18 protein-coding genes and 1 riboswitch are annotated in these 18,646 nt (G+C 70.0%); of the genes, 12 read left to right on the top strand and 6 right to left on the bottom strand.

The features are described from left to right. Positions 1-67: 67 nt before the first annotated feature. Complete coding sequence (gene erpA / locus RM609_RS28025) at positions 68-424, top strand: iron-sulfur cluster insertion protein ErpA (protein ID WP_121798529.1); 357 nt, start codon at positions 68-70, stop codon at positions 422-424. Between the two features lie 77 nt (positions 425-501). On the opposite strand, the gene RM609_RS28020 is transcribed toward erpA, so the two are convergent. Beyond that, complete coding sequence (locus tag RM609_RS28020; RefSeq protein WP_311614367.1) at positions 502-2,067, bottom strand: hypothetical protein; 1,566 nt, start codon at positions 2,065-2,067, stop codon at positions 502-504. Positions 2,068-2,185: 118 nt separating this feature from the next. After that, positions 2,186-2,413, bottom strand: coding sequence for a hypothetical protein (locus RM609_RS28015; protein ID WP_229351237.1), 228 nt, complete (start codon positions 2,411-2,413; stop codon positions 2,186-2,188). A gap of 181 nt (positions 2,414-2,594) precedes the next feature. On the opposite strand from RM609_RS28015, the gene RM609_RS28010 reads away from it, so the two are divergent. Further along, positions 2,595-3,569, top strand: a complete 975-nt coding sequence (locus tag RM609_RS28010) for a carbohydrate kinase family protein (protein WP_126913794.1) — start codon at positions 2,595-2,597, stop codon at positions 3,567-3,569. Positions 3,570-3,591: 22 nt separating this feature from the next. On the opposite strand, the gene RM609_RS28005 is transcribed toward RM609_RS28010, so the two are convergent. Beyond that, on the bottom strand, positions 3,592-4,974 hold the full coding sequence (locus tag RM609_RS28005; protein WP_311614366.1) for a cysteine desulfurase/sulfurtransferase TusA family protein: 1,383 nt from the start codon (positions 4,972-4,974) through the stop codon (positions 3,592-3,594). Positions 4,975-5,311: 337 nt separating this feature from the next. Between RM609_RS28005 and ctaC the strand changes: the two genes are divergently transcribed. The 4 genes from ctaC (at position 5,312) to RM609_RS27985 (ending at position 9,772) form a co-directional block, all read left to right on the top strand. Next, entirely contained in the window at positions 5,312-6,283 is a 972-nt protein-coding gene (gene ctaC, locus RM609_RS28000) for an aa3-type cytochrome oxidase subunit II (RefSeq protein WP_311614365.1), read from the top strand. Then, positions 6,280-8,007 (top strand): aa3-type cytochrome oxidase subunit I, encoded by a 1,728-nt coding sequence (gene ctaD, locus RM609_RS27995; RefSeq protein ID WP_311614364.1) that lies wholly within the window; start codon positions 6,280-6,282, stop codon positions 8,005-8,007. Before ctaC ends, ctaD begins: the two co-directional genes overlap by 4 nt. Further along, entirely contained in the window at positions 8,004-8,402 is a 399-nt protein-coding gene (locus RM609_RS27990; RefSeq protein WP_229351300.1) for a cytochrome c oxidase subunit 4, read from the top strand. Before ctaD ends, RM609_RS27990 begins: the two co-directional genes overlap by 4 nt. Positions 8,403-8,521: 119 nt before the next feature. Next, positions 8,522-9,772 (top strand): L,D-transpeptidase, encoded by a 1,251-nt coding sequence (locus tag RM609_RS27985; RefSeq protein ID WP_311614363.1) that lies wholly within the window; start codon positions 8,522-8,524, stop codon positions 9,770-9,772. Between the two features lie 19 nt (positions 9,773-9,791). Here the strand turns inward: RM609_RS27985 and RM609_RS27980 are convergent, their stop codons facing one another. After that, positions 9,792-10,193 carry a hypothetical protein gene (locus RM609_RS27980; RefSeq protein ID WP_311614362.1) on the bottom strand — a complete coding sequence of 134 codons (402 nt, stop codon included), beginning with the start codon at positions 10,191-10,193 and terminating at the stop codon, positions 9,792-9,794. A 216-nt stretch (positions 10,194-10,409) separates the two neighbouring features. Between RM609_RS27980 and ctaE the strand changes: the two genes are divergently transcribed. From ctaE to RM609_RS27950, 6 genes are all read left to right on the top strand, one after another. Continuing rightward, positions 10,410-11,030, top strand: coding sequence for an aa3-type cytochrome oxidase subunit III (gene ctaE / locus RM609_RS27975; RefSeq protein WP_311614361.1), 621 nt, complete (start codon positions 10,410-10,412; stop codon positions 11,028-11,030). A gap of 67 nt (positions 11,031-11,097) precedes the next feature. Beyond that, a complete protein-coding gene (gene qcrC / locus RM609_RS27970; protein WP_311614360.1) occupies positions 11,098-11,907 on the top strand; it encodes a cytochrome bc1 complex diheme cytochrome c subunit in 810 nt (269 codons plus the stop codon). Further along, positions 11,904-12,956 (top strand): cytochrome bc1 complex Rieske iron-sulfur subunit, encoded by a 1,053-nt coding sequence (gene qcrA / locus RM609_RS27965; protein WP_311614359.1) that lies wholly within the window; start codon positions 11,904-11,906, stop codon positions 12,954-12,956. The genes qcrC and qcrA overlap by 4 nt, the downstream gene beginning before the upstream one ends. Next, entirely contained in the window at positions 12,953-14,584 is a 1,632-nt protein-coding gene (gene qcrB / locus RM609_RS27960; protein ID WP_311614358.1) for a cytochrome bc1 complex cytochrome b subunit, read from the top strand. The genes qcrA and qcrB overlap by 4 nt, the downstream gene beginning before the upstream one ends. A 150-nt stretch (positions 14,585-14,734) precedes the next feature. After that, complete coding sequence (gene trpD, locus RM609_RS27955; protein WP_311614357.1) at positions 14,735-15,796, top strand: anthranilate phosphoribosyltransferase; 1,062 nt, start codon at positions 14,735-14,737, stop codon at positions 15,794-15,796. Between the two features lie 77 nt (positions 15,797-15,873). Next, positions 15,874-15,990, top strand: a riboswitch (SAM riboswitch). 151 nt (positions 15,991-16,141) lie between these two features. After that, positions 16,142-17,446, top strand: a complete 1,305-nt coding sequence (locus tag RM609_RS27950) for an aminotransferase class V-fold PLP-dependent enzyme (protein WP_311614356.1) — start codon at positions 16,142-16,144, stop codon at positions 17,444-17,446. Between the two features lie 92 nt (positions 17,447-17,538). On the opposite strand, the gene RM609_RS27945 is transcribed toward RM609_RS27950, so the two are convergent. Both RM609_RS27945 and RM609_RS27940 read right to left on the bottom strand, forming a co-directional pair. Continuing rightward, positions 17,539-17,820: an Lrp/AsnC ligand binding domain-containing protein gene (locus RM609_RS27945; RefSeq protein ID WP_311614355.1), complete on the bottom strand. Its 282-nt coding sequence runs from the start codon at positions 17,818-17,820 to the stop codon at positions 17,539-17,541. Further along, the gene (locus RM609_RS27940) at positions 17,817-18,536 is read right to left on the bottom strand and encodes a rhomboid family intramembrane serine protease (protein WP_311614354.1); all 720 of its coding nucleotides are present in this window, start codon (positions 18,534-18,536) and stop codon (positions 17,817-17,819) included. Before RM609_RS27940 ends, RM609_RS27945 begins: the two co-directional genes overlap by 4 nt. Between the last annotated feature and the right edge of the window lie 110 nt (positions 18,537-18,646).

Raw genomic sequence — 18,646 nt, 5'->3', positions numbered from 1 at the left:
GAACTCGGCGGTTGCTGGCGAGAGCAAGCAGTCCGCACCCGTACCGAACGACCCGGGAGTGAAGCAGATGTCCGTTCAGGACGAGAAGACCACGGTGAGCGACGGCATTCTCCTGTCCGACGCCGCTGCCGCGAAGGTCAAGACCCTGCTGGAGCAGGAGGGCCGCGACGACCTCGCCCTGCGCGTCGCCGTCCAGCCGGGCGGTTGCTCCGGTCTGCGCTACCAGCTCTTCTTCGACGAGCGCTCGCTCGACGGCGACGTCGTCAAGGACTTCGACGGTGTGAAGGTCGTCACCGACCGCATGAGCGCCCCGTACCTGGGCGGCGCCTCCATCGACTTCGTCGACACCATCGAGAAGCAGGGCTTCACGATCGACAACCCCAACGCCACCGGCTCCTGCGCCTGCGGCGACTCCTTCAGCTAGGACTTGCCGCGAAGGGCGGCACCCCCACCGGGGGGTGCCGCCCTTCGCCGTTCCCGCGCGCGCAGCCTCCGCCGCGCCTACTTCTGCTGCTGCTCCCGCACGCTCTCGCCCGTCCCCAGGTCCACGACCTTGCGGTCGTCCAGCGGCTTGTCCAGCGCCACCGTCGTGTCGAAGCGCTTGAGCATCATCACGCAGTACCGGCCCGGCTCCTTCTCCCTGCCCGTGACCTTCACCGTCACCGCCGCCCCGGACTCCTCCTTCGCCGCCGTGTAGTCGCTGCACACCCCGCCCCAGAAGTGCAGGACCAGCTTCCTGCCGCCATCGGTCGCGGTGTACGACTCCACGCGCATCACCCCGGACTTCGCCGGGCCGGACCCCGGCGTCCCGCCCGGGCCGCCCGTCGGGGGAGTGCTCGGCCGGGCGATGAACCTCGGGTCCACGGCCGGCTGGGCGAGCGTGACCGTGTCACCCTTGCCGCCGCCCGGCAGATCGGCCGTGAACAGCCACGAGGGCACCAGCGCCGGGCGTCCGCCGACGTACTGCGCGGACAGCCCCGCCACCGCGCCGCGCACGGTGACCGTCGCGGGCCCGGACGGCTTCCCCTCGCAGGGCGCCACGGCGTCGTCCTTGTACGGCACCGGCGTCGCGCAGCCGCCGACGGCCGGAGTGCCCGGCGCCGGAACCTTGTTGAGCTCGTCCAGCGCCCGGTCCGCGGTCACCAGCGGATAGCTCGTGCCCTTCGCCGGGATCAGCAACCGTCCGCTGCCGCCGACCAGTTGCGCGTCGGCCCCGACCCGCAGGCTGGTCTGCCAGCCGTACGTGGGCAGGGAGTCCACCACCGGGTCGGCGGTGACGATCCGTACGGCCCCGTACGTCTTGCGGGCGTCCGTCCTCGCGCCGTCCAGGCCCAGGGCCTTGAACACGGGCGCGGCCACGCTCTTCGCCCTGTCCTCCGGCACGGGCTGCGAGGCCGCCGGGTCCGGGGGGAGGGGCGGGGCGCCGTCACGGAAGGACGGGCAGGTCGGCCCGGGGGAGGACTCCGGGGCCGAACCGGGGGAGGACTCCGGGCCGGTCTCCTTCTTCGGGCCCGCGCCCGGCGGGTGCTCGCAGTGCGCCCCGCCCGGCACGCCGTAGCGCGAGTACGCCCAGTCGCCCGGCCCCTTCCGGCCGACCTGGAGCGTGGGGCCCGCCGCGTCGGGGGAGCCGCCGACCGTCCAGGTGTCCTGGACCAGCCGGGGCGTGCCCGGGACACCGAGGGCCTTGGCGAGCATCGCCACCTGGTCGGCGGTCACCTCGCGGTCGGCGACGCGCACGGCGCCGGTCCGCGGTCCGTCGGGCAGCTTCCCCTCCGCCCGGTAGCGCGCCCCATGGGGGTCCGGCTCGCCGACCGCGATGCCCTGGGACGGGCCGCCCGAGCCACTGGGGCGGCCGTAGCCGTCCAGCGCGAGCGGTGGGGGAGTGCCTCCGGCGTCGGTCGCCCGGGGTGGGGTGCCGCCGCCACCGCCCGATGCCGTCGTCGCCCAGTACGCGCCTCCTCCGCCCGCCAGCAGCACCGCCGCCGCCACTGACGCCACCGCCAGCGGCGAGTGCCTGCGCCGCCGATTCCCGGGGCTGCCGCCCGGACCGCCGCCCTCGGTGCTCACCGCATCGCTCCTTCGCTCCGCTCAATGTGATGTACAGCCGCATCCCCCGGGAGGGGGACGCCGCTTGGACGGAGCGCAGGAGCGAGCGGTTCCACCGGGATGGGCCCCGGCGGACGCGTCAGTCGCCGTACTCGGACATTCCGTCCAGCAGCCGGGCCGACCGGGCGGGTACGGAGACCCCGTGGATGAGTGAGATCGGTGTCCTCCCCACCCGCCGGGTCTCCCGGGAGGCGGGGGGAACGGTCCAGTCGCGTGCCATCCGGGCGCAGTCCTCGCGCAGCTCGGCCAGTGACTCCGGGTCGGGTGCGGAGACGTGCGGAGTGACGTCCTTCACAGTCTTCGGCATATCCGCACCGTACGCACGTAAGAGCCCGCGATGAAAGACCTACTATTAGGTAGATTTACGTATTGAGTGGCGGGAAGCGGACCTGGTCATCCGTCCGGGACCCGGTAGCGTGGTGTGGCTCTGCTTGAGAGCCGTCGTTCTTTGTCACCCGCCGTTACCGCCCCCAGGGAGCAGACCCGTCGTGCGTATCGCTGTCACCGGCTCCATCGCCACCGACCACCTGATGACCTTCCCCGGCCGATTCGCCGATCAGCTCGTGGCGGACCAGCTGCACACGGTCTCCCTCTCCTTCCTCGTCGACGAGCTCGACGTCCGGCGCGGTGGCGTGGGCCCGAACATCTGCTTCGGCATGGGTCTGCTCGGTCTGAAGCCGGTCCTGGTGGGCGCCGCCGGCGCCGACTTCGCGGACTACCGCGCCTGGCTCGACCGCCACGGCGTCGACACCGCCTCCGTGCACATCTCCGAGGTCCTCCACACCGCCCGTTTCGTGTGCACCACGGACACCGATCACAACCAGATCGCGTCCTTCTACACCGGCGCGATGAGCGAGGCCCGCCAGATCGAGCTCCAGCCCGTCGCCGACCGCGTCGGCGGTCTGGACCTGGTCCTGATCGGCGCGGACGACCCCGAGGCGATGCTCCGCCACACCGAGGAGTGCCGCGCCCGCGCCATCCCCTTCGCGGCCGACCCCTCCCAGCAGCTCGCCCGCCTCGACGGCGACGACATCCGGGTGCTGATCGACGGCGCGGCCTACCTCTTCACCAACGAGTACGAGAAGGCGCTCATCGAGTCCAAGACGGGCTGGACGGGCGAGGAGATCCTGGCCAAGGTCGGCACCCGCGTCACCACGCTGGGCGCCCAGGGCGTGCGCATCGAGCGCCTGGGCGAGCCGGTGATCGAGGTCGCCCCCGCCCAGGAGGAGGCCAAGGTCGACCCGACCGGTGTGGGCGACGCCTTCCGCGCGGGCTTCCTCGCGGGCGTCACCTGGGAGCTGTCGCTGGAGCGCGCGGCCCAGCTGGGCTGCATGCTCGCGACGCTCGTCATCGAGACGCTGGGCACGCAGGAGTACGAGCTGCGGCGCGGGCACTTCATGGAGCGGTTCGCGAAGGCGTACGGGCACGAGGCGGCGGCCGAGGTCCAGGCCCACCTGGCCTGACGTTGGTGTGGGGGCGGCGGCGTCAGACGCGGCGCCGCACCCGGTACGCGACCCCGCGCTCCGCCGGCGCCTCCCCGACGTACTCCTGCCCCCGCATCCCGCACCACGCGGGAATGTCGAGCCGCGCGGCCTCGTCATCGGACAGCACGGTCACGAGGCCACCCACGGGCACATCCCCGATGACCTTCGCCAGCTCGATGACGGGAATCGGACACCGCTTCCCGAGCGAATCGACGACGAGGTCCGCGGACATACCGCTCCCACCCCCCGCAGGGGACGGCGCACCGAGACGGTCGCGCACCTCCGCGACCACCCTCGGCAGGACCCGGAGGAACTCCTCCACCTCCTCCGAGGAAACCCCCCGCGGCAGCGAAACCCGCACATTCCCCTCCGACAGCACCCCCATAGCCCGCAGCACATGGCTCGGCTCCAGCGTGCTGGACGTGCACGACGACCCCGAAGAGACCGAGAACCCTTCCCGGTCCAGCGCGTGGAGCAGCGTCTCCCCGTCGACGTAGAGGCAGGAGAACGTCACCAGGTGCGGCAGTCGCCGGACCGGGTCGCCGACGACCTCCACGTCGGGTACGAGCTCGGGCACCCGGGCGCGTACCCGGTCCACCAGTGCCCGCAGCCGCGTGGCCTCCTCCGCCGCCTCCGCGCGTACGGCCCGCAGCGAGGCCGCGGCGGCGACGATCGCCGGGAGGTCGGGGAAGCCGGGGGCGCGGCCGGACTCCCGCTCGTCCACGGGGCCGCGTGCCGCGAACCGCGTTCCCTTGCGTACGGCCAGCAGGCCCACCCCCGCCGGGCCGCCCCACTTGTGCGCGCTCGCGGTCAGCAGTGACCAGCCGGGGTCCACCGGGCCCCAGCCGAGTGACTGCGCGGCGTCCACCAGCAGTGGCACTCCCGCCGCCCGGCACGCATCGGCGACCTCGGCGACCGGCTGCTCGGTGCCCACCTCGTGGTTGGCGGACTGGAGGGCCGCGAGCGCGGTGTCCGGGCGCAGGGCCGCCGCGTAGCCGGCGGGGTCCACGCGGCCGGCGCGGTCCACGGGGACCCGGGTGACACTGCCGCCGTCCGCCTCCAGTGCTTCGCCCGAGTGGAGGACGGCGGAGTGCTCCACGGCCGACACCACCAGATGGCGGCCGGTCCGGCGGCGTCCGGCGAGCGCGCCGGCAATGCCGTCGTGCAGGGCGCGGGTACCCGAAGGAGTGAATGCGAGCTCGTCGGGCCGGCAGCCGACGGCCTCGGCCGTCGCCTCGCGCGCGGCGTCCAGCAGCAGCCGGGCGCGGCGGCCCTCGCGGTAGAGGCGGGCGGGGTCGGCCCAGCCCTCGTCGAGGGAGGCGAGCAGCGCCTGGCGGGCGACCGGGTGGAGGGGGGCGGCGGAAGCGGCGTCGAAGTAGGGCACATATGAACGCTAACCCCGGCCGCCGGCCATCGGCGGGGGGTGTCCACGCCCCGCCGCGGCACCCCCGTCGGCCGGTGCCGCCGAGGGCCGCCCGCAGGGCTCTGGGCTGCGCGGACGTCCCCTCCTGACGGTCCTCCAGATGGCCTCCGGAGCCCTGGATTCCACCCCTTCGGGGACCGGACCGGCGCGTTGGGCACCCTCCCCGCGCGACCCCAAATAGCGTCCAGTAGGGTTTGGTCCGCATAAACATCCAAACCCCTGCCCGCAGCGGGCCGGCGACCGACCAGCGAGACGGCCGCAGCCGGCCGCACGGGCGAGACTCTCGGGAAGGCGCTACGTGAGTCCCAACGGCTCCGACCGCTCGTCGCGGCGCCCGGTGCGGCGGAAGCTGCTGCAGGCGCTGGCCGCGGGCGCTGTCCTGGCGACCGCCACCGGTTGCACATCGAAGGACTTTCCCCGCCTCGGCATGCCAACGCCCGTCACGGAAGAGGCGCCGCGGATCCTCTCCCTCTGGCAGGGCTCCTGGGCCGCCGCTCTCGCGGTCGGTGTCCTGGTGTGGGGCCTGATCATCTGGAGCGTCATCTTCCACCGGCGCAGCAAGTCGAAGGTGGAGATCCCCACGCAGACCCGGTACAACATGCCCATCGAGGCGCTGTACACCGTGGTCCCCATCATCATCGTTTCGGTGCTCTTCTACTTCACCGCGCGTGATGAGAACAAGCTCCTGACGAACCCTGACAAGCCGCAGCACGTCGTCAACGTGGTCGGCTTCCAGTGGAGCTGGGCGTTCAACTACATCGAGAACGTCGACGGCAACACCGCCACCCCGGCGACCCCGCTCCGTGAGAACAAGGAGCTCAACGCGATCCCCGACCGGTTCCTCAAGAAGGCGCCGCAGGGAGCGGAGGGTGTCTACGAGGTAGGCGTCCCCGGTGACCGCAACCCGCAGACGGGCAACCCGGGTCCGACCCTGTGGCTGCCCAAGGGTGAGACGGTCGAGTTCGTCCTCACTTCGCGGGACGTCATCCACTCCTTCTGGGTGGTGCCGTTCCTGATGAAGCAGGACGTCATCCCGGGCCACACCAACAGCTTCACGGTGACTCCCAACAAGGAGGGCACCTTCCTGGGCAAGTGTGCCGAGCTCTGCGGCCAGGACCACTCCCGGATGCTCTTCAACGTGAAGGTCGTCTCTCCGGAGCGGTACAAGGCGCACCTGAAGGAGCTGGCGGCCAAGGGCCAGACCGGTTACCAGCCGGCGGGCATCGCGCAGACGGATCACGCGAAGAACGCGGAGACCAAGAACAAGTGAGCATCCTCAACGAACCCCAGGGTGCCGCCGCCGCAACAGCCTCGGCAGCACCGCCCGTACGCCAGAAGCAGCCCGGCAGTCAGGTGATCAAGTGGCTCACCACCACTGACCACAAGACCATCGGCACGATGTACCTGGTCACGTCGTTCGCGTTCTTCTGCATCGGCGGCCTGATGGCGCTCCTCATGCGCGCCGAGCTGGCCCGTCCCGGCACGCAGATCATGTCGAACGAGCAGTTCAACCAGGCGTTCACGATGCACGGCACGATCATGCTGCTGATGTTCGCGACGCCGCTGTTCGCCGGATTCGCGAACTGGATCATGCCGCTTCAGATCGGCGCGCCCGACGTGGCGTTCCCGCGGCTGAACATGTTCGCCTACTGGCTCTACCTCTTCGGCTCGCTGATCGCGGTGGGTGGCTTCCTCACTCCGCAGGGCGCCGCCGACTTCGGCTGGTTCGCCTACTCCCCGCTGTCGGACGCGGTCCGTTCGCCGGGTGTCGGCGCCGACATGTGGATCATGGGTCTGGCCTTCTCCGGCTTCGGCACGATCCTCGGTTCGGTCAACTTCATCACCACGATCATCTGCATGCGCGCTCCGGGCATGACGATGTTCCGCATGCCGATCTTCACCTGGAACGTCCTGCTGACCGGTGTGCTGGTCCTGCTGGCCTTCCCGGTGCTGGCCGCCGCGCTGTTCGCCCTGGAGGCGGACCGTAAATTCGGGGCCCAAGTATTCAGTGCGGAAAACGGTGGAGCACTGCTCTGGCAGCACCTCTTCTGGTTCTTCGGCCACCCCGAGGTGTACATCATCGCGCTGCCGTTCTTCGGCATCATTTCCGAGGTCATTCCGGTGTTCTCCCGGAAGCCGATGTTCGGTTACTGGGGCCTGATCGCGGCGACGATTTCCATCGCCGGTCTTTCGGTCACCGTGTGGGCGCACCACATGTATGTCACCGGTGGCGTACTCCTGCCGTTCTTCTCCTTCATGACCTTCCTGATCGCGGTCCCGACCGGTGTGAAGTTCTTCAACTGGATCGGCACCATGTGGAAGGGCTCGCTGTCCTTCGAGACCCCGATGCTGTGGGCCGTCGGCTTCCTGATCACCTTCACCTTCGGTGGTCTGACCGGTGTCATCCTGGCCTCGCCGCCGATGGACTTCCACGTCTCGGACTCGTACTTCGTCGTCGCGCACTTCCACTACGTCATCTTCGGCACCGTGGTCTTCGCGATGTTCTCCGGCTTCCACTTCTGGTGGCCGAAGTTCACCGGCAAGATGCTGGACGAGCGCCTGGGCAAGATCACCTTCTGGACGCTGTTCGTGGGCTTCCACGGCACGTTCCTGGTGCAGCACTGGCTGGGTGCCGAGGGCATGCCGCGTCGTTACGCGGACTACCTCGCCTCCGACGGCTTCACCACGCTGAACACCATCTCGACCATCAGCTCCTTCCTGCTGGGCCTGTCGATCCTGCCGTTCTTCTACAACGTCTGGAAGACCGCCAAGTACGGCAAGAAGGTCGAGGTCGACGACCCGTGGGGCTACGGCCGCTCGCTGGAGTGGGCGACCTCCTGCCCGCCGCCGCGGCACAACTTCCTCACGCTGCCGCGCATCCGCTCGGAATCCCCGGCGTTCGACCTGCACCACCCTGAGATCGCGGCCCTGGAGCTCGAAGAGAACCTCGCGGCCGAGAAGGCCCTCGCGGGTGGCAAGGAGGCCGGCAAGTGAAGATCCAGGGCAAGATGTTCATCTGGCTCTCCGTCTTCATCCTCGCCATGGCGATCGTCTATGGCGTGTGGTCGAAGGAGACGGTCGGCACGACCGCGCTCTTCATGTCCTTCGGTCTGTGCATCATGGTCGGCTACTACCTGGCGTTCACCGCGCGCCGGGTGGACGCGGGTGCCCAGGACAACAAGGAGGCGGACGTCGCCGACGACGCCGGCGAGCTGGGCTTCTTCGCCCCGCACAGCTGGCAGCCGCTCTCCCTGGCGGTCGGTGGCGCCCTCGCCTTCATGAGCATCTGCTTCGGCTGGTGGCTCATGTACTTCTCGGCCCCGGTCATCCTGATCGGCCTCTTCGGCTGGGTGTTCGAGTTCTACCGCGGCGAGAACCAGAACCAGTAGGTCCCGCGCAGCACACGACGGGCCCCGCGCACCTCACGGTGCGCGGGGCCCGTCGCGTTGTTCACCCGTGTGCAGTCGCACCGGAAGCCGCGCGCGTCGATCCTTCCTACGGTGTGACCATGAGTCAGTCACCCCGACACAGCACGGTGCCGTTCTGGACCCTGCTGCTGTCCTCCGTGGCCCTGGTGGTGGTCACCGCGTGCGGCGGCTCGTCGAACCCGCTGGCCGACGAGCCCTACGACGCCACGGACGTCGGCCTGGCCGGCGGCGCCGGGGACGGCCAGAAGGCGGATCCCGGCAAACCCATCGAGGTGACCACCGAGGGCGGCGACCGGATCACGGACGTGACGGTCACGGACGCCTCGGGACGGCGCGTCAAGGGCGATCTGGACCCCGACGGCTCCCGCTGGCACAGCACCGGCGCCCTGTCCGCCGGGGTGCGCTACACCGTGCGCGTCGGCACGGAGGACGAGGACGGGGCCCAGGGCCGCCGGACGATGGATTTCGAGACCAGCCGGGCCAACAGGGTGCTCCGGGTCGCGTTCGGCCCGCAGAGCGGCACCTACGGCGTCGGGCAGCCCATCACGGCCGAGCTCAGCGAGCCCGTCCAGGACCCCGCCGCGCGCGCCGTCGTCGAACGCACCCTCAAGGTGGAGTCCGAACCCGCCGTCCAGGGCTCCTGGTACTGGGTGGACAACAAGACCCTCCACTACCGTCCGCAGGAGTACTGGCCCGCCCACGCCACCATCGACGTGCGCGCCACCCTGGAGGGCATCAAGGTCGGCAGCGGCCTCTACGGCGGCCCCGTCAAGGGCGTACGGCTCACCACCGGCGACCGGGTGGAGGCCGTCACCGACGCCAGCGCCCACTACATGGCCGTCCTCAAGAACGGCCAGGAGATCCGCTCCATCCCCGTGACCACCGGAAAGCCCGGCTACGCCACCCGCAACGGGGTCAAGGTCATCCTGGGCCAGGAAGCCTTCGTACGGATGCGCGGCACCAGCATCGGCATCTCCGAGGGCAGTTCGGACGCCTACGACCTGCCCGTCTACTGGGCCACCCGGGTGACATGGAGCGGCGAATACGTCCACGCCGCCCCCTGGTCCGAGGGCTCGCAGGGGGCGGACAACGTCAGCCACGGCTGCACGGGCATGAGCACCGCCAACGCCAAGTGGTTCTTCGACAACGTGCGCGTCGGCGACATCGTCAAGGTCGTGGGCAGCGCCGGGGCCACCATGACGCCCTTCGACAACGGCTTCGGCGACTGGAACATGCCCTGGAAGCAGTGGCGCGAGGGCAGCGCCCTGACCGCCGGGAAACGGGAGGGCACCGGCCCGGCCGACACGGCCCGGCTGCGCCCCCGGCTCTAGCCGCGCCGCCCCGCGGCAGTCAGGCGCCCACCGACTGCCGCTGCCTCAGCAGCCCGGCCAGCGCGTCCGCGAGGGCCACCGGGTCCACCGGATGGGTGACCGCCGCGTCGGCCCGGCTCCAGGTGGCCAGCCAGGCGTCCTGCGGACGGCCGATGAGCAGCAGCACCGGCGGGCAGCGGAACACCTCGTCCTTCAGCTGCCGGCACACCCCCATGCCGCCCGCGGGGGCCGTCTCGCCGTCCAGGACGCACACGTCCACCCGGTGCTCCTTCAGGGTCCGCAGCACCGCGGGCAGGGTCGCGCACTCCAGATACCGCACCTCGGGCACGTCGGCGGCCGGCCGCCGGCCCGCGGCCAGCCGCACCTGCTCCCGCTTGCTCGCGTCGTCGCTGTAGACCAGCACCGTGGCGGTCGTCCGCATCGTTCCTCCATGCTCGTGGGCAGGCAGGGCTGTTGTGCGCGGATGCTACTCCGCGAACACCGCCCGGGAGGAGGGGTCGGCGGCCCCCGCGAGGCGCCCGAAGTGCCGCTTCCTCCCTTTGGGGGACCGTCCCAATGGGCCATACGAGCTGGGCATACGGTCTTGACACACCGAACGGCACCCCCCGGGGTGAGCGCGAGATAAGCGACCGACATAATGTCGGTCGTGGCGACAGCAACAGCAACAGATACCGGGCACGCGCACCCGTCGGTCAATCGACCGAACCTCACCAGCGTCGGAACCATCATCTGGCTGAGTTCCGAGCTGATGTTCTTCGCGGCCCTCTTCGCGATGTACTTCACCCTGCGATCGGTGACCGGCCCCGACCACTGGAAGGAAATGGCGTCCGCGCTGAACCTTCCGTTCTCGGCGACCAACACCACGATCCTGGTGCTCTCCTCGCTCACCTGTCAGCTCGGCGTCTTCGCCGCCGAGCGCGGTGATGTGAAGAAGCTGCGCCTGTGGTTCATGATCACCTTCGTGATGGGTGCCATCTTCATCGGCGGCCAGGTGTTCGAGTACACCGATCTGGTCAAGGAGAAGGGCCTCTCCCTCTCCTCCGACCCGTACGGCTCGGTGTTCTACCTGACGACCGGCTTCCACGGCCTGCACGTGACGGGCGGTCTCATCGCCTTCCTGCTGGTCCTGGGCAGGACGTACGCGGCCAAGAGGTTCACCCACCACCAGGCGACGGCGGCCATCGTCGTGTCCTACTACTGGCACTTCGTCGACGTGGTGTGGATCGGCCTCTTCGCCACGATCTACTTGATCAAGTAATCGGTCCTGTCCCGCACCGGACCAACAGTCCAGATCGACGCAGAAGATCCTGACACCGGGGTAATCCGTGAAAAAGCTCTCCGCACGACGACGCCATCCGCTGGCGGCGGTCGTCGTCCTACTCTTCGCGCTGGCGGTAACTGGGGGGCTGTACGCCGCGTTCGCGCCGGCCGACACGGCCAAGGCCGATGACAGCGCCCAGTCCCTCGCCATCGAGGAGGGCAAGAAGCTCTACTCCGTGGGCTGCGCAAGCTGCCACGGCACCGGCGGTCAGGGCACCACCGACGGGCCGAGCCTGGTCGGCGTGGGCGCCGCCGCCGTCGACTTCCAGGTCGCCACCGGCCGTATGCCGCTTCAGCAGCAGGGTGCCCAGGCGCCCCGCAAGAAGGCGATCTACTCCCAGGCCGAGATCGACCAGCTGGCCGCGTACATCGCCTCCCTCGGCGCGGGCCCGTCCCAGCCGACGAAGAGCCAGTACAGCCCGGAGGGCGCCGACATCGCGAAGGGCGGCGAGCTCTTCCGTACGAACTGCGCCCAGTGCCACAACTTCACCGGCAAGGGCGGCGCGCTCTCGAACGGCAAGTACGCCCCCTCGCTCGAGGGCGTCAACCCGAAGCACATCTACGAGGCCATGCAGACGGGCCCGCAGAACATGCCTTCCTTCCCCGACACCACGCTGTCGGAGAAGAACAAGAAGGACATCATCGCGTACCTCGACACGGTCAACAGCGACAAGACCAAGAGCCCGGGCGGCCTTGAGCTGGGCGGGCTCGGCCCGGTCAGCGAGGGTCTCTTCGCGTGGATCTTCGGTCTCGGCGCGATGATCGCCGTCGCCATCTGGGTCGCGGCCCACACCGCTAAGGCCAAGAAGTCATGAGTAGCCAAGACATTCCTGAAGAGACCCTGCCCGCCGCGCAGGGCGACGCGCACGGTGCCGTAGCCACCGCCGACGACCCGTTCGCCGACCCGGGGCTGCCGCCGCACGAGCACCGCAAGCAGGACATCGACGAGCAGGCCGCCGCGCGCTCCGAGCGCGTGGTCGCGTTCCTGTTCCTCCTGTCCATGCTGGCCACTGTCGGCTTCATCGCCGCCTATGTGTCCCTCCCGGTCGACAAGAGCATCTACGTCTTCCCGATCGGTCACATCAGCGCCCTGAACTTCTCGCTGGGCCTGACCCTCGGCGTGGCGCTGTTCTGCATCGGCGCGGGCGCGGTCCACTGGGCCCGCACCCTGATGTCCGACGTGGAGACCGCCGACGACCGGCACCCGATCGAGGCCTCCCCGGAGGTCAAGGCCAAGGTGCTGGCCGACTTCAAGGCGGGCGCGGAGGAGTCGACCTTCGGCCGCCGCAAGCTGCTGCGCAACACCATGTTCGGCGCGCTGGCCCTGGTGCCGCTCTCCGGTGTGATGCTGCTCCGCGACCTCGGTCCGCTGCCCGGCACCAAGCTGCGCAAGACGGCCTGGTCCGAGGGCAAGATGCTCATCAACCAGAACACCCTCCAGCCGCTGCGCCCGGAGGATGTCCAGGTCGGTTCCCTCACCTTCGCCATGCCCGAGGGCATGTCCGAGGAGGACCACGACTTCCAGCAGCAGATCGCCAAGGCCGCCCTGATGATCGTCCGGCTCCGCCCGGAGAACATCAAGGACAAGCACTCCCTGGACTGGTCCGCCGACGGCATCGTCGCGTACTCCAAGATCTGCACCCACGTCGGCTGCCCGATCAGCCTCTACGAGCAGCAGACGCACCACGTGCTGTGCCCGTGCCACCAGTCGACCTTCGACCTTTCCGACGGCGGCCGAGTGATCTTCGGCCCGGCCGGCCACGCCCTTCCGCAGCTGCGGATCAAGGTCAACGACAAGGGCTACCTTGAGGCCATGGGCGACTTCTCCGAGCCCGTCGGTCCTGCGTACTGGGAGCGCGGATGAGTACTGCCACCACCACCGACAACCGCCGCAAGGCACCCGCGGGTGAGCGGGTCGCCGACTGGGCCGACGGCCGACTGGGCATCTACAGCCTGGCCAAGGTCAACATGCGGAAGATCTTCCCGGACCACTGGTCCTTCATGCTGGGCGAGGTCTGCCTCTACAGCTTCATCATCATCATCCTCACGGGTGTGTATCTGACGCTGTTCTTCCACCCGAGCATGAACGAGGTCGTCTACCACGGCTCGTACGTCCCCATGCAGGGCATGCGGATGTCCGAGGCGTTCAAGTCGACCATGGACATCAGCTTCGACGTCCGCGGTGGTCTGCTCATCCGGCAGATCCACCACTGGGCGGCGCTCATCTTCGTCGCGGCCATGCTCGTGCACATGATGCGCGTCTTCTTCACCGGCGCGTTCCGCAAGCCGCGTGAGGTCAACTGGCTGTTCGGCTTCCTGCTGCTGGTCCTCGGCATGTTCACCGGTTTCACCGGTTACTCGCTGCCGGACGACCTGCTCTCGGGTACCGGTGTCCGGTTCATGGAGGGTGCGATCCTCTCCATCCCGATCGTCGGCACCTACGTCTCGATGTTCCTGTTCGGGGGCGAGTTCCCCGGCTCGGACTTCGTGCCGCGGTTCTTCTCGATCCACGTCCTGCTGCTGCCGGGCATCATGCTCGGCCTGCTGGTGGCGCACCTGATCCTGGTCTTCTACCACAAGCACACGCAGTTCCCCGGCCCCGGCCGGACGAACAACAACGTGGTCGGCATGCCGCTGCTGCCGGTCTACATGGCCAAGGCCGGAGGCTTCTTCTTCCTGGTCTTCGGTGTGATCGCGGCCATCGCCGGCCTCGCGTCGATCAACCCGATCTGGGCCATGGGCCCGTACCGCCCGGACCAGGTGTCCACCGGCGCCCAGCCCGACTGGTACATGGGCTTCTCCGAGGGCCTCATCCGTGTGATGCCGGGCTGGGAGATCAACCTGTGGGGCCACACGCTCGTCCTGGGCGTGTTCATCCCGCTGATGATCTTCCCGCTGGTGCTGGCCGCCATCGCCGTCTACCCGTTCATCGAGTCCTGGGTCACCGGCGACAAGCGTGAGCACCACCTGCTGGACCGCCCGCGCAACGCCCCGACGCGCACCGCGTTCGGTGTCGCCTGGCTGACCTGGTACCTGGTGCTGCTCGTCGGTGGTGGAAACGACCTGTGGGCCACCCACTTCCACCTGTCGATCAACGCCATCACCTGGTTCGTCCGGATCGGCTTCTTCGTCGCCCCGGTCGTCGCCTTCATCGCCACGCGCCGGATCTGCATGGGTCTCCAGCGCCGCGACAAGGAGAAGGTGCTCCACGGCCGCGAGTCGGGCATCATCAAGCGCCTGCCGCACGGTGAGTTCGTCGAGGTCCACGAGCCGCTCTCGCAGGAGCAGATGCACACCCTCACCGCGCACGAGCAGCCCGTGCCGCTCGAGCTCGAGCCCGAGGTCGACGAGAACGGCGTGGCCCGCAAGCTCGGGGCCGGCCAGAAGCTCCGCGTGAAGCTCTCGAAGGGCTTCTACGGCGAGGGGACCCACATCCCCAAGGCCACCGCGGACGAGTACCGGGAGATCACGAGCGGCCACGGCCACCACTGATCCCCCAGCTGATCACTGATCGCCACGGCAAGAGCCCCGTCCAGTGCCTGGACGGGGCTCTTCGCCGTTCTGTGGACGTGGATAGGCTGGACCGCATAACGGGGGCCCTCGGCGGTCCCCACCCAGGGACCGACCACAGGAGTGTGGACCATGAACGTGACCCCCGCAGGCGGCGAGCGCTCGGTGGCTCACACCTGGCCCGGCCTCCTGGAAACCCTGCTGCGCGGAGTGGACCTCGGCGCCGACGACACGGCCTGGGCCATGGACCGGATCATGCGCGGGGAGGCCACCGACGCCCAGATCGCGGGCTTCGCCGTCGCCCTGCGGGCCAAGGGCGAGACGGTCGCCGAGATCTCCGGCCTGGTCCGGGCGATGTACCGGCACGCCAATCTCATCGAGGTGCCCGGCCCCAGCGTCGACATCGTGGGCACCGGCGGCGACGGCGCCAAGACCGTCAACATCTCCACCATGTCCTCGATCGTCGTCGCGGGCGCCGGGGCGAAGGTCGTCAAGCACGGCAACCGCGCCGCGTCCTCCGCGAGCGGCGCCTCGGACGTCCTGGAGAAGCTCGGGGTCAATCTGGAGCTGACCCCGCGCCGGGTGGTGGAGGTGGCCGAGGAGGCCGGCATCACCTTCTGCTTCGCCGTGAAGTTCCACCCCGCCCTGCGCTACGTGGCGCCCGCCCGCCGGGAGCTGGGCATCCGCACGACCTTCAATGTGCTGGGCCCGCTGACCAACCCCGCGCGGGTGAAGGCCCAGGCGACCGGGGTCGCGGACGCCCGGATGGCGCCGATCCTGGCCGGGGTGCTGGCCGAGCGCGGCTCCTCGGCGCTGGTCTTCCGCGGTGACGACGGGCTCGACGAGCTCACCACGACGGCCACCTCCCGGGTGTGGATCGTGGGGGACGGCCAGGTGCGGGAGGAGTCCTTCGACCCCCGGGACGTCGGCGTCGACCTGGTGCCCATCGAGGCGCTGCGGGGCGCCGACGCCTCGTACAACGCGGATGTGGCCCGCCGGCTGCTCGCCGGGGAGACCGGCCCGGTCCGGGACGCGGTGCTGCTCAACTCCGCCGCCGCGCTGGCCGCCCTGACGCCGACGGACGCGCCGCTCACGGAGCGGATCCGGGCCGGGATGGAGCGGGCGGCCGAGTCCATCGACTCGGGCGCGGCCCGGCGGGTGCTGGAGAAGTGGGTGGAGGCCAGCAACGCGTAGGTCCTCCGGCAAGGGCGCGGTCCGCGATGCGGACCGCGCCCTTGCGCATTCAAGATCCTGTGGCATGATGCTGCGCAGGTCACGAGTGACAGCGATTCGGCCCCGGCCTGCTGTCCGGCAACCCTCCTTCCGTGGCGGGGTGCCCCGGGTGATGACCAGGCCGCAGGCAGCGACGTCTGCGGCAAGCGCGGATCCCTCGCCAGGGATCCTGGTTGTCGAGGGAGATCCTTCCGTGTTGCAGCGAATGCGATAGGGCCGTTTCGGCCCCTTCTCCGGTAATCCCGTGTGCGCCCCTGTGCGGCGTGCGCGCGTCTTCATCCATCGCCCTTACCGGGAGAATTCGCCATGTCCGCATGCCCTGTTACCGCTGTCGCCACCACTGTCGAGCCGCTGCCCGTCCTCGGTCGCGACGTCCGCGTACCGCTCGCCACCGGAGGCGAGGTGACCTACGCGGCGCTCGACTACGCGGCCAGCGCACCGGCGTTGCAGCGGGTGTGGGACGACGTCGCCGCCTACGCGCCGTACTACGGCAGCGTGCACCGGGGCGCCGGGTACCTCTCGCAGTTGTCGACCGACCTGTTCGAGGGCTGCCGGGCCACCGTCGCCGCCTTCCTCGGCTGCCGCGAGGACGACCAGGTGGTCTTCACCCGCTCCACCACCGACTCGCTGAACCTCCTGGCGTCCGTACTGCCCGCCGGCTGCCGGGTGTTCGTCTTCGAGACCGAGCACCACGCCGCCCTGCTGCCGTGGCGCGGCGCCGAGGTCACCTACCTCGACGCCCCCCGTTCGCCGAGGGAGGCCGTCGAGACGCTGGAGCGGGCGCTGGCCGACCGGGAGCCCTACGGCCCGGGGCTGGTCTGCGTGACCGGCGCGTCCAATGTGACCGGCGAGCTGTGGCCCGTGAGGGAGCTGGCGGCGGCCGCGCACGCGCACGGCGCGCGCATCGTGCTGGACGCCGCCCAGTTGGCGCCGCACCACCCCGTGGACGTCGCCGAGTGGGACGTCGACTGGGTCGCCTTCTCCGGGCACAAGCTGTACGCGCCGTTCGGCGCGGGCGTGCTCGCGGGGCGCGCGGACTGGCTGCGGGCGGCCGAGCCGTATCTGGCGGGCGGCGGCGCCAGTCGCAGGGTGGCCCGGAACGCGGAGGGCGGGGTCGAGGTCGAGTGGCACGACACCGTGGCCCGGCACGAGGCGGGCTCGCCCAATGTCATCGGCGCCTACGCCATCGCCGCCGCCTGCAAGGCGCTCCAGGAGGCCGGCTTCGACCGGCTGGTGGAGCGGGAGCGGGAGCTGATCGCGCGGGTACGGGCCGGACTGGCGGACGTCCCGGGGGTGCGGGTGCTGTCGCTGTTCGGCGAGGACGCGCCGCGCGTGGGCGTCCTCTCCTTCGTCGTCGACGGCTGGAACAGCTCCCGCTTCGCGGCCGCGCTCTCCGCCGAGTACGGGATCGGGGTCCGCGACGGACTGTTCTGCGCCCATCCGCTGGTGCGGGTCCTGCTGAACGGGGACCGGGACGCGGACGGCGAGTGCGGGGGCCCTGACGAGGGGCGTTCGGTGCTCAACGCGGTTCGGGTGAGCTTTGGGGCGGGGACGCCCGATGAGCATGTGGAGCGGTTTGTGGGGGCTGTGCGGGAGCTTGTTTCCGCGTAGTTCTTCGGCTGCGGGCCGCCGTCGGCTGGTCGCGCCCACGCGGCGCTAGCCGCATATCGACACTGCCTCGCGCCCCTTTGGGGCGCAGCCCCTTAGTTGTCGAGGCCGATCGCGAAAGCCGCTTCCAGGTCGTGCTGGGAGTACGTGCGGAAGGCGATGTGGGTCTCCGTCGAGGCCACGCCAGGCACCTTGCTGATCCGGCCCGGGATGAGGTCCGCCAGGTCGTCGTGCCGGGCCACTCGCACCATCGCGATCAGATCGGCGCCACCGGTGACCGAGTAGACCTCGCTCACGCCCTCGATGGCGGCGATGCTCTCGGCGATCTCGGGGATCCGGTCCACGTCGGTCTTGATGAGCACGATCGAAGTGATCACGTCGGTTTGTCTCCTTCGGTGGACCTGGCTGCGTCCTTCACTCTAGCCGCAGGTGTCCGAAGCCCCCAGGCGTAGCCGAATCCGAGTGCGAATCCCACGACGTGGGCCAGATAGGCGACCCCGGGGCGCCCGGCGTCCGTCCCCGTCGCCAGCCACTGGAGCGCGAACCAGAACAGCAGTACGGCCCAGGCGGGAAAGCGCAGCGGCAGGAAGAACAGGAAGGGGAAGAGGCTGGTGACCCGCGCCCTGGGGAAGAGATAGAGGAACGCGCCGAGCACCCCGGAGATGGCTCCCGACGCCCCCACGAGCGTGCGTTCGGAGTGGGCGTGCACGGCCGCGTAGCCGAACAGGGCCAGATAGCCGGTGAGGAGGTAGCAGCAGAGGAACGCGGCACGGCCCAGATGGGCCTCGGTCATGGCGCCGAAGACGTAGAGGAAGAGCATGTTGCCCAGCAGATGCAGCCAGTTCCCGTGCACGAAGAGCGCGGTGAGCGGAGTGCACAGAGCCCAGGGGGAGCCGTGCAGGAGCTCCTGGGGCACGACCCCCCAGCGCGCGAAGTAGTCGGTCTGGGCGGACAGCAGTCCGGGTCCGGTGCCGTAGGCCGGATTCAGGCCGGAGACGGGGCCGATCAGGAAGACCGCGCCGCAGACGGCCAGGACCGTCCAGGTCACCCAGGGGGTGCCGGCGTGGCTCGGGCGCCCTGCCGTTTCGATCATGGCCAGATCATGGCGTACCGGGCGCAACCCGTGCAGAGCGCCTCGCCGGGCCGTCCGTGCGGGCCGCACGCCCCGCGCCCGGCGACCGGCAGGCCGTAGGGTTACGGGGA

This window comes from Streptomyces hesseae (genome assembly GCF_031845785.1).
GTDB classification, from domain to species: domain Bacteria; phylum Actinomycetota; class Actinomycetes; order Streptomycetales; family Streptomycetaceae; genus Streptomyces; species Streptomyces hesseae.
Note: the sequence above shows the minus strand (reverse complement) of the source record. Positions and strands in the feature narration are given on the sequence as shown.

Excerpts from the sequence above, each read along its gene's own strand:
- erpA (WP_121798529.1), top strand. The coding sequence starts at position 68 with ATGTCCGTTCAGGACGAGAAGACCACGGTGAGCGACGGCATTCTCCTG.
- RM609_RS28015 (WP_229351237.1), bottom strand. The coding sequence starts at position 2,413 with ATGCCGAAGACTGTGAAGGACGTCACTCCGCACGTCTCCGCACCCGAC.
- RM609_RS27985 (WP_311614363.1), top strand. The coding sequence starts at position 8,522 with ATGAGTCAGTCACCCCGACACAGCACGGTGCCGTTCTGGACCCTGCTG.
- RM609_RS27980 (WP_311614362.1), bottom strand. The coding sequence starts at position 10,193 with ATGCGGACGACCGCCACGGTGCTGGTCTACAGCGACGACGCGAGCAAG.
- ctaE (WP_311614361.1), top strand. The coding sequence starts at position 10,410 with ATGTCGGTCGTGGCGACAGCAACAGCAACAGATACCGGGCACGCGCAC.
- qcrA (WP_311614359.1), top strand. The coding sequence starts at position 11,904 with ATGAGTAGCCAAGACATTCCTGAAGAGACCCTGCCCGCCGCGCAGGGC.
- qcrB (WP_311614358.1), top strand. The coding sequence starts at position 12,953 with ATGAGTACTGCCACCACCACCGACAACCGCCGCAAGGCACCCGCGGGT.
- trpD (WP_311614357.1), top strand. The coding sequence starts at position 14,735 with ATGAACGTGACCCCCGCAGGCGGCGAGCGCTCGGTGGCTCACACCTGG.
- RM609_RS27950 (WP_311614356.1), top strand. The coding sequence starts at position 16,142 with ATGTCCGCATGCCCTGTTACCGCTGTCGCCACCACTGTCGAGCCGCTG.
- RM609_RS27940 (WP_311614354.1), bottom strand. The coding sequence starts at position 18,536 with ATGATCGAAACGGCAGGGCGCCCGAGCCACGCCGGCACCCCCTGGGTG.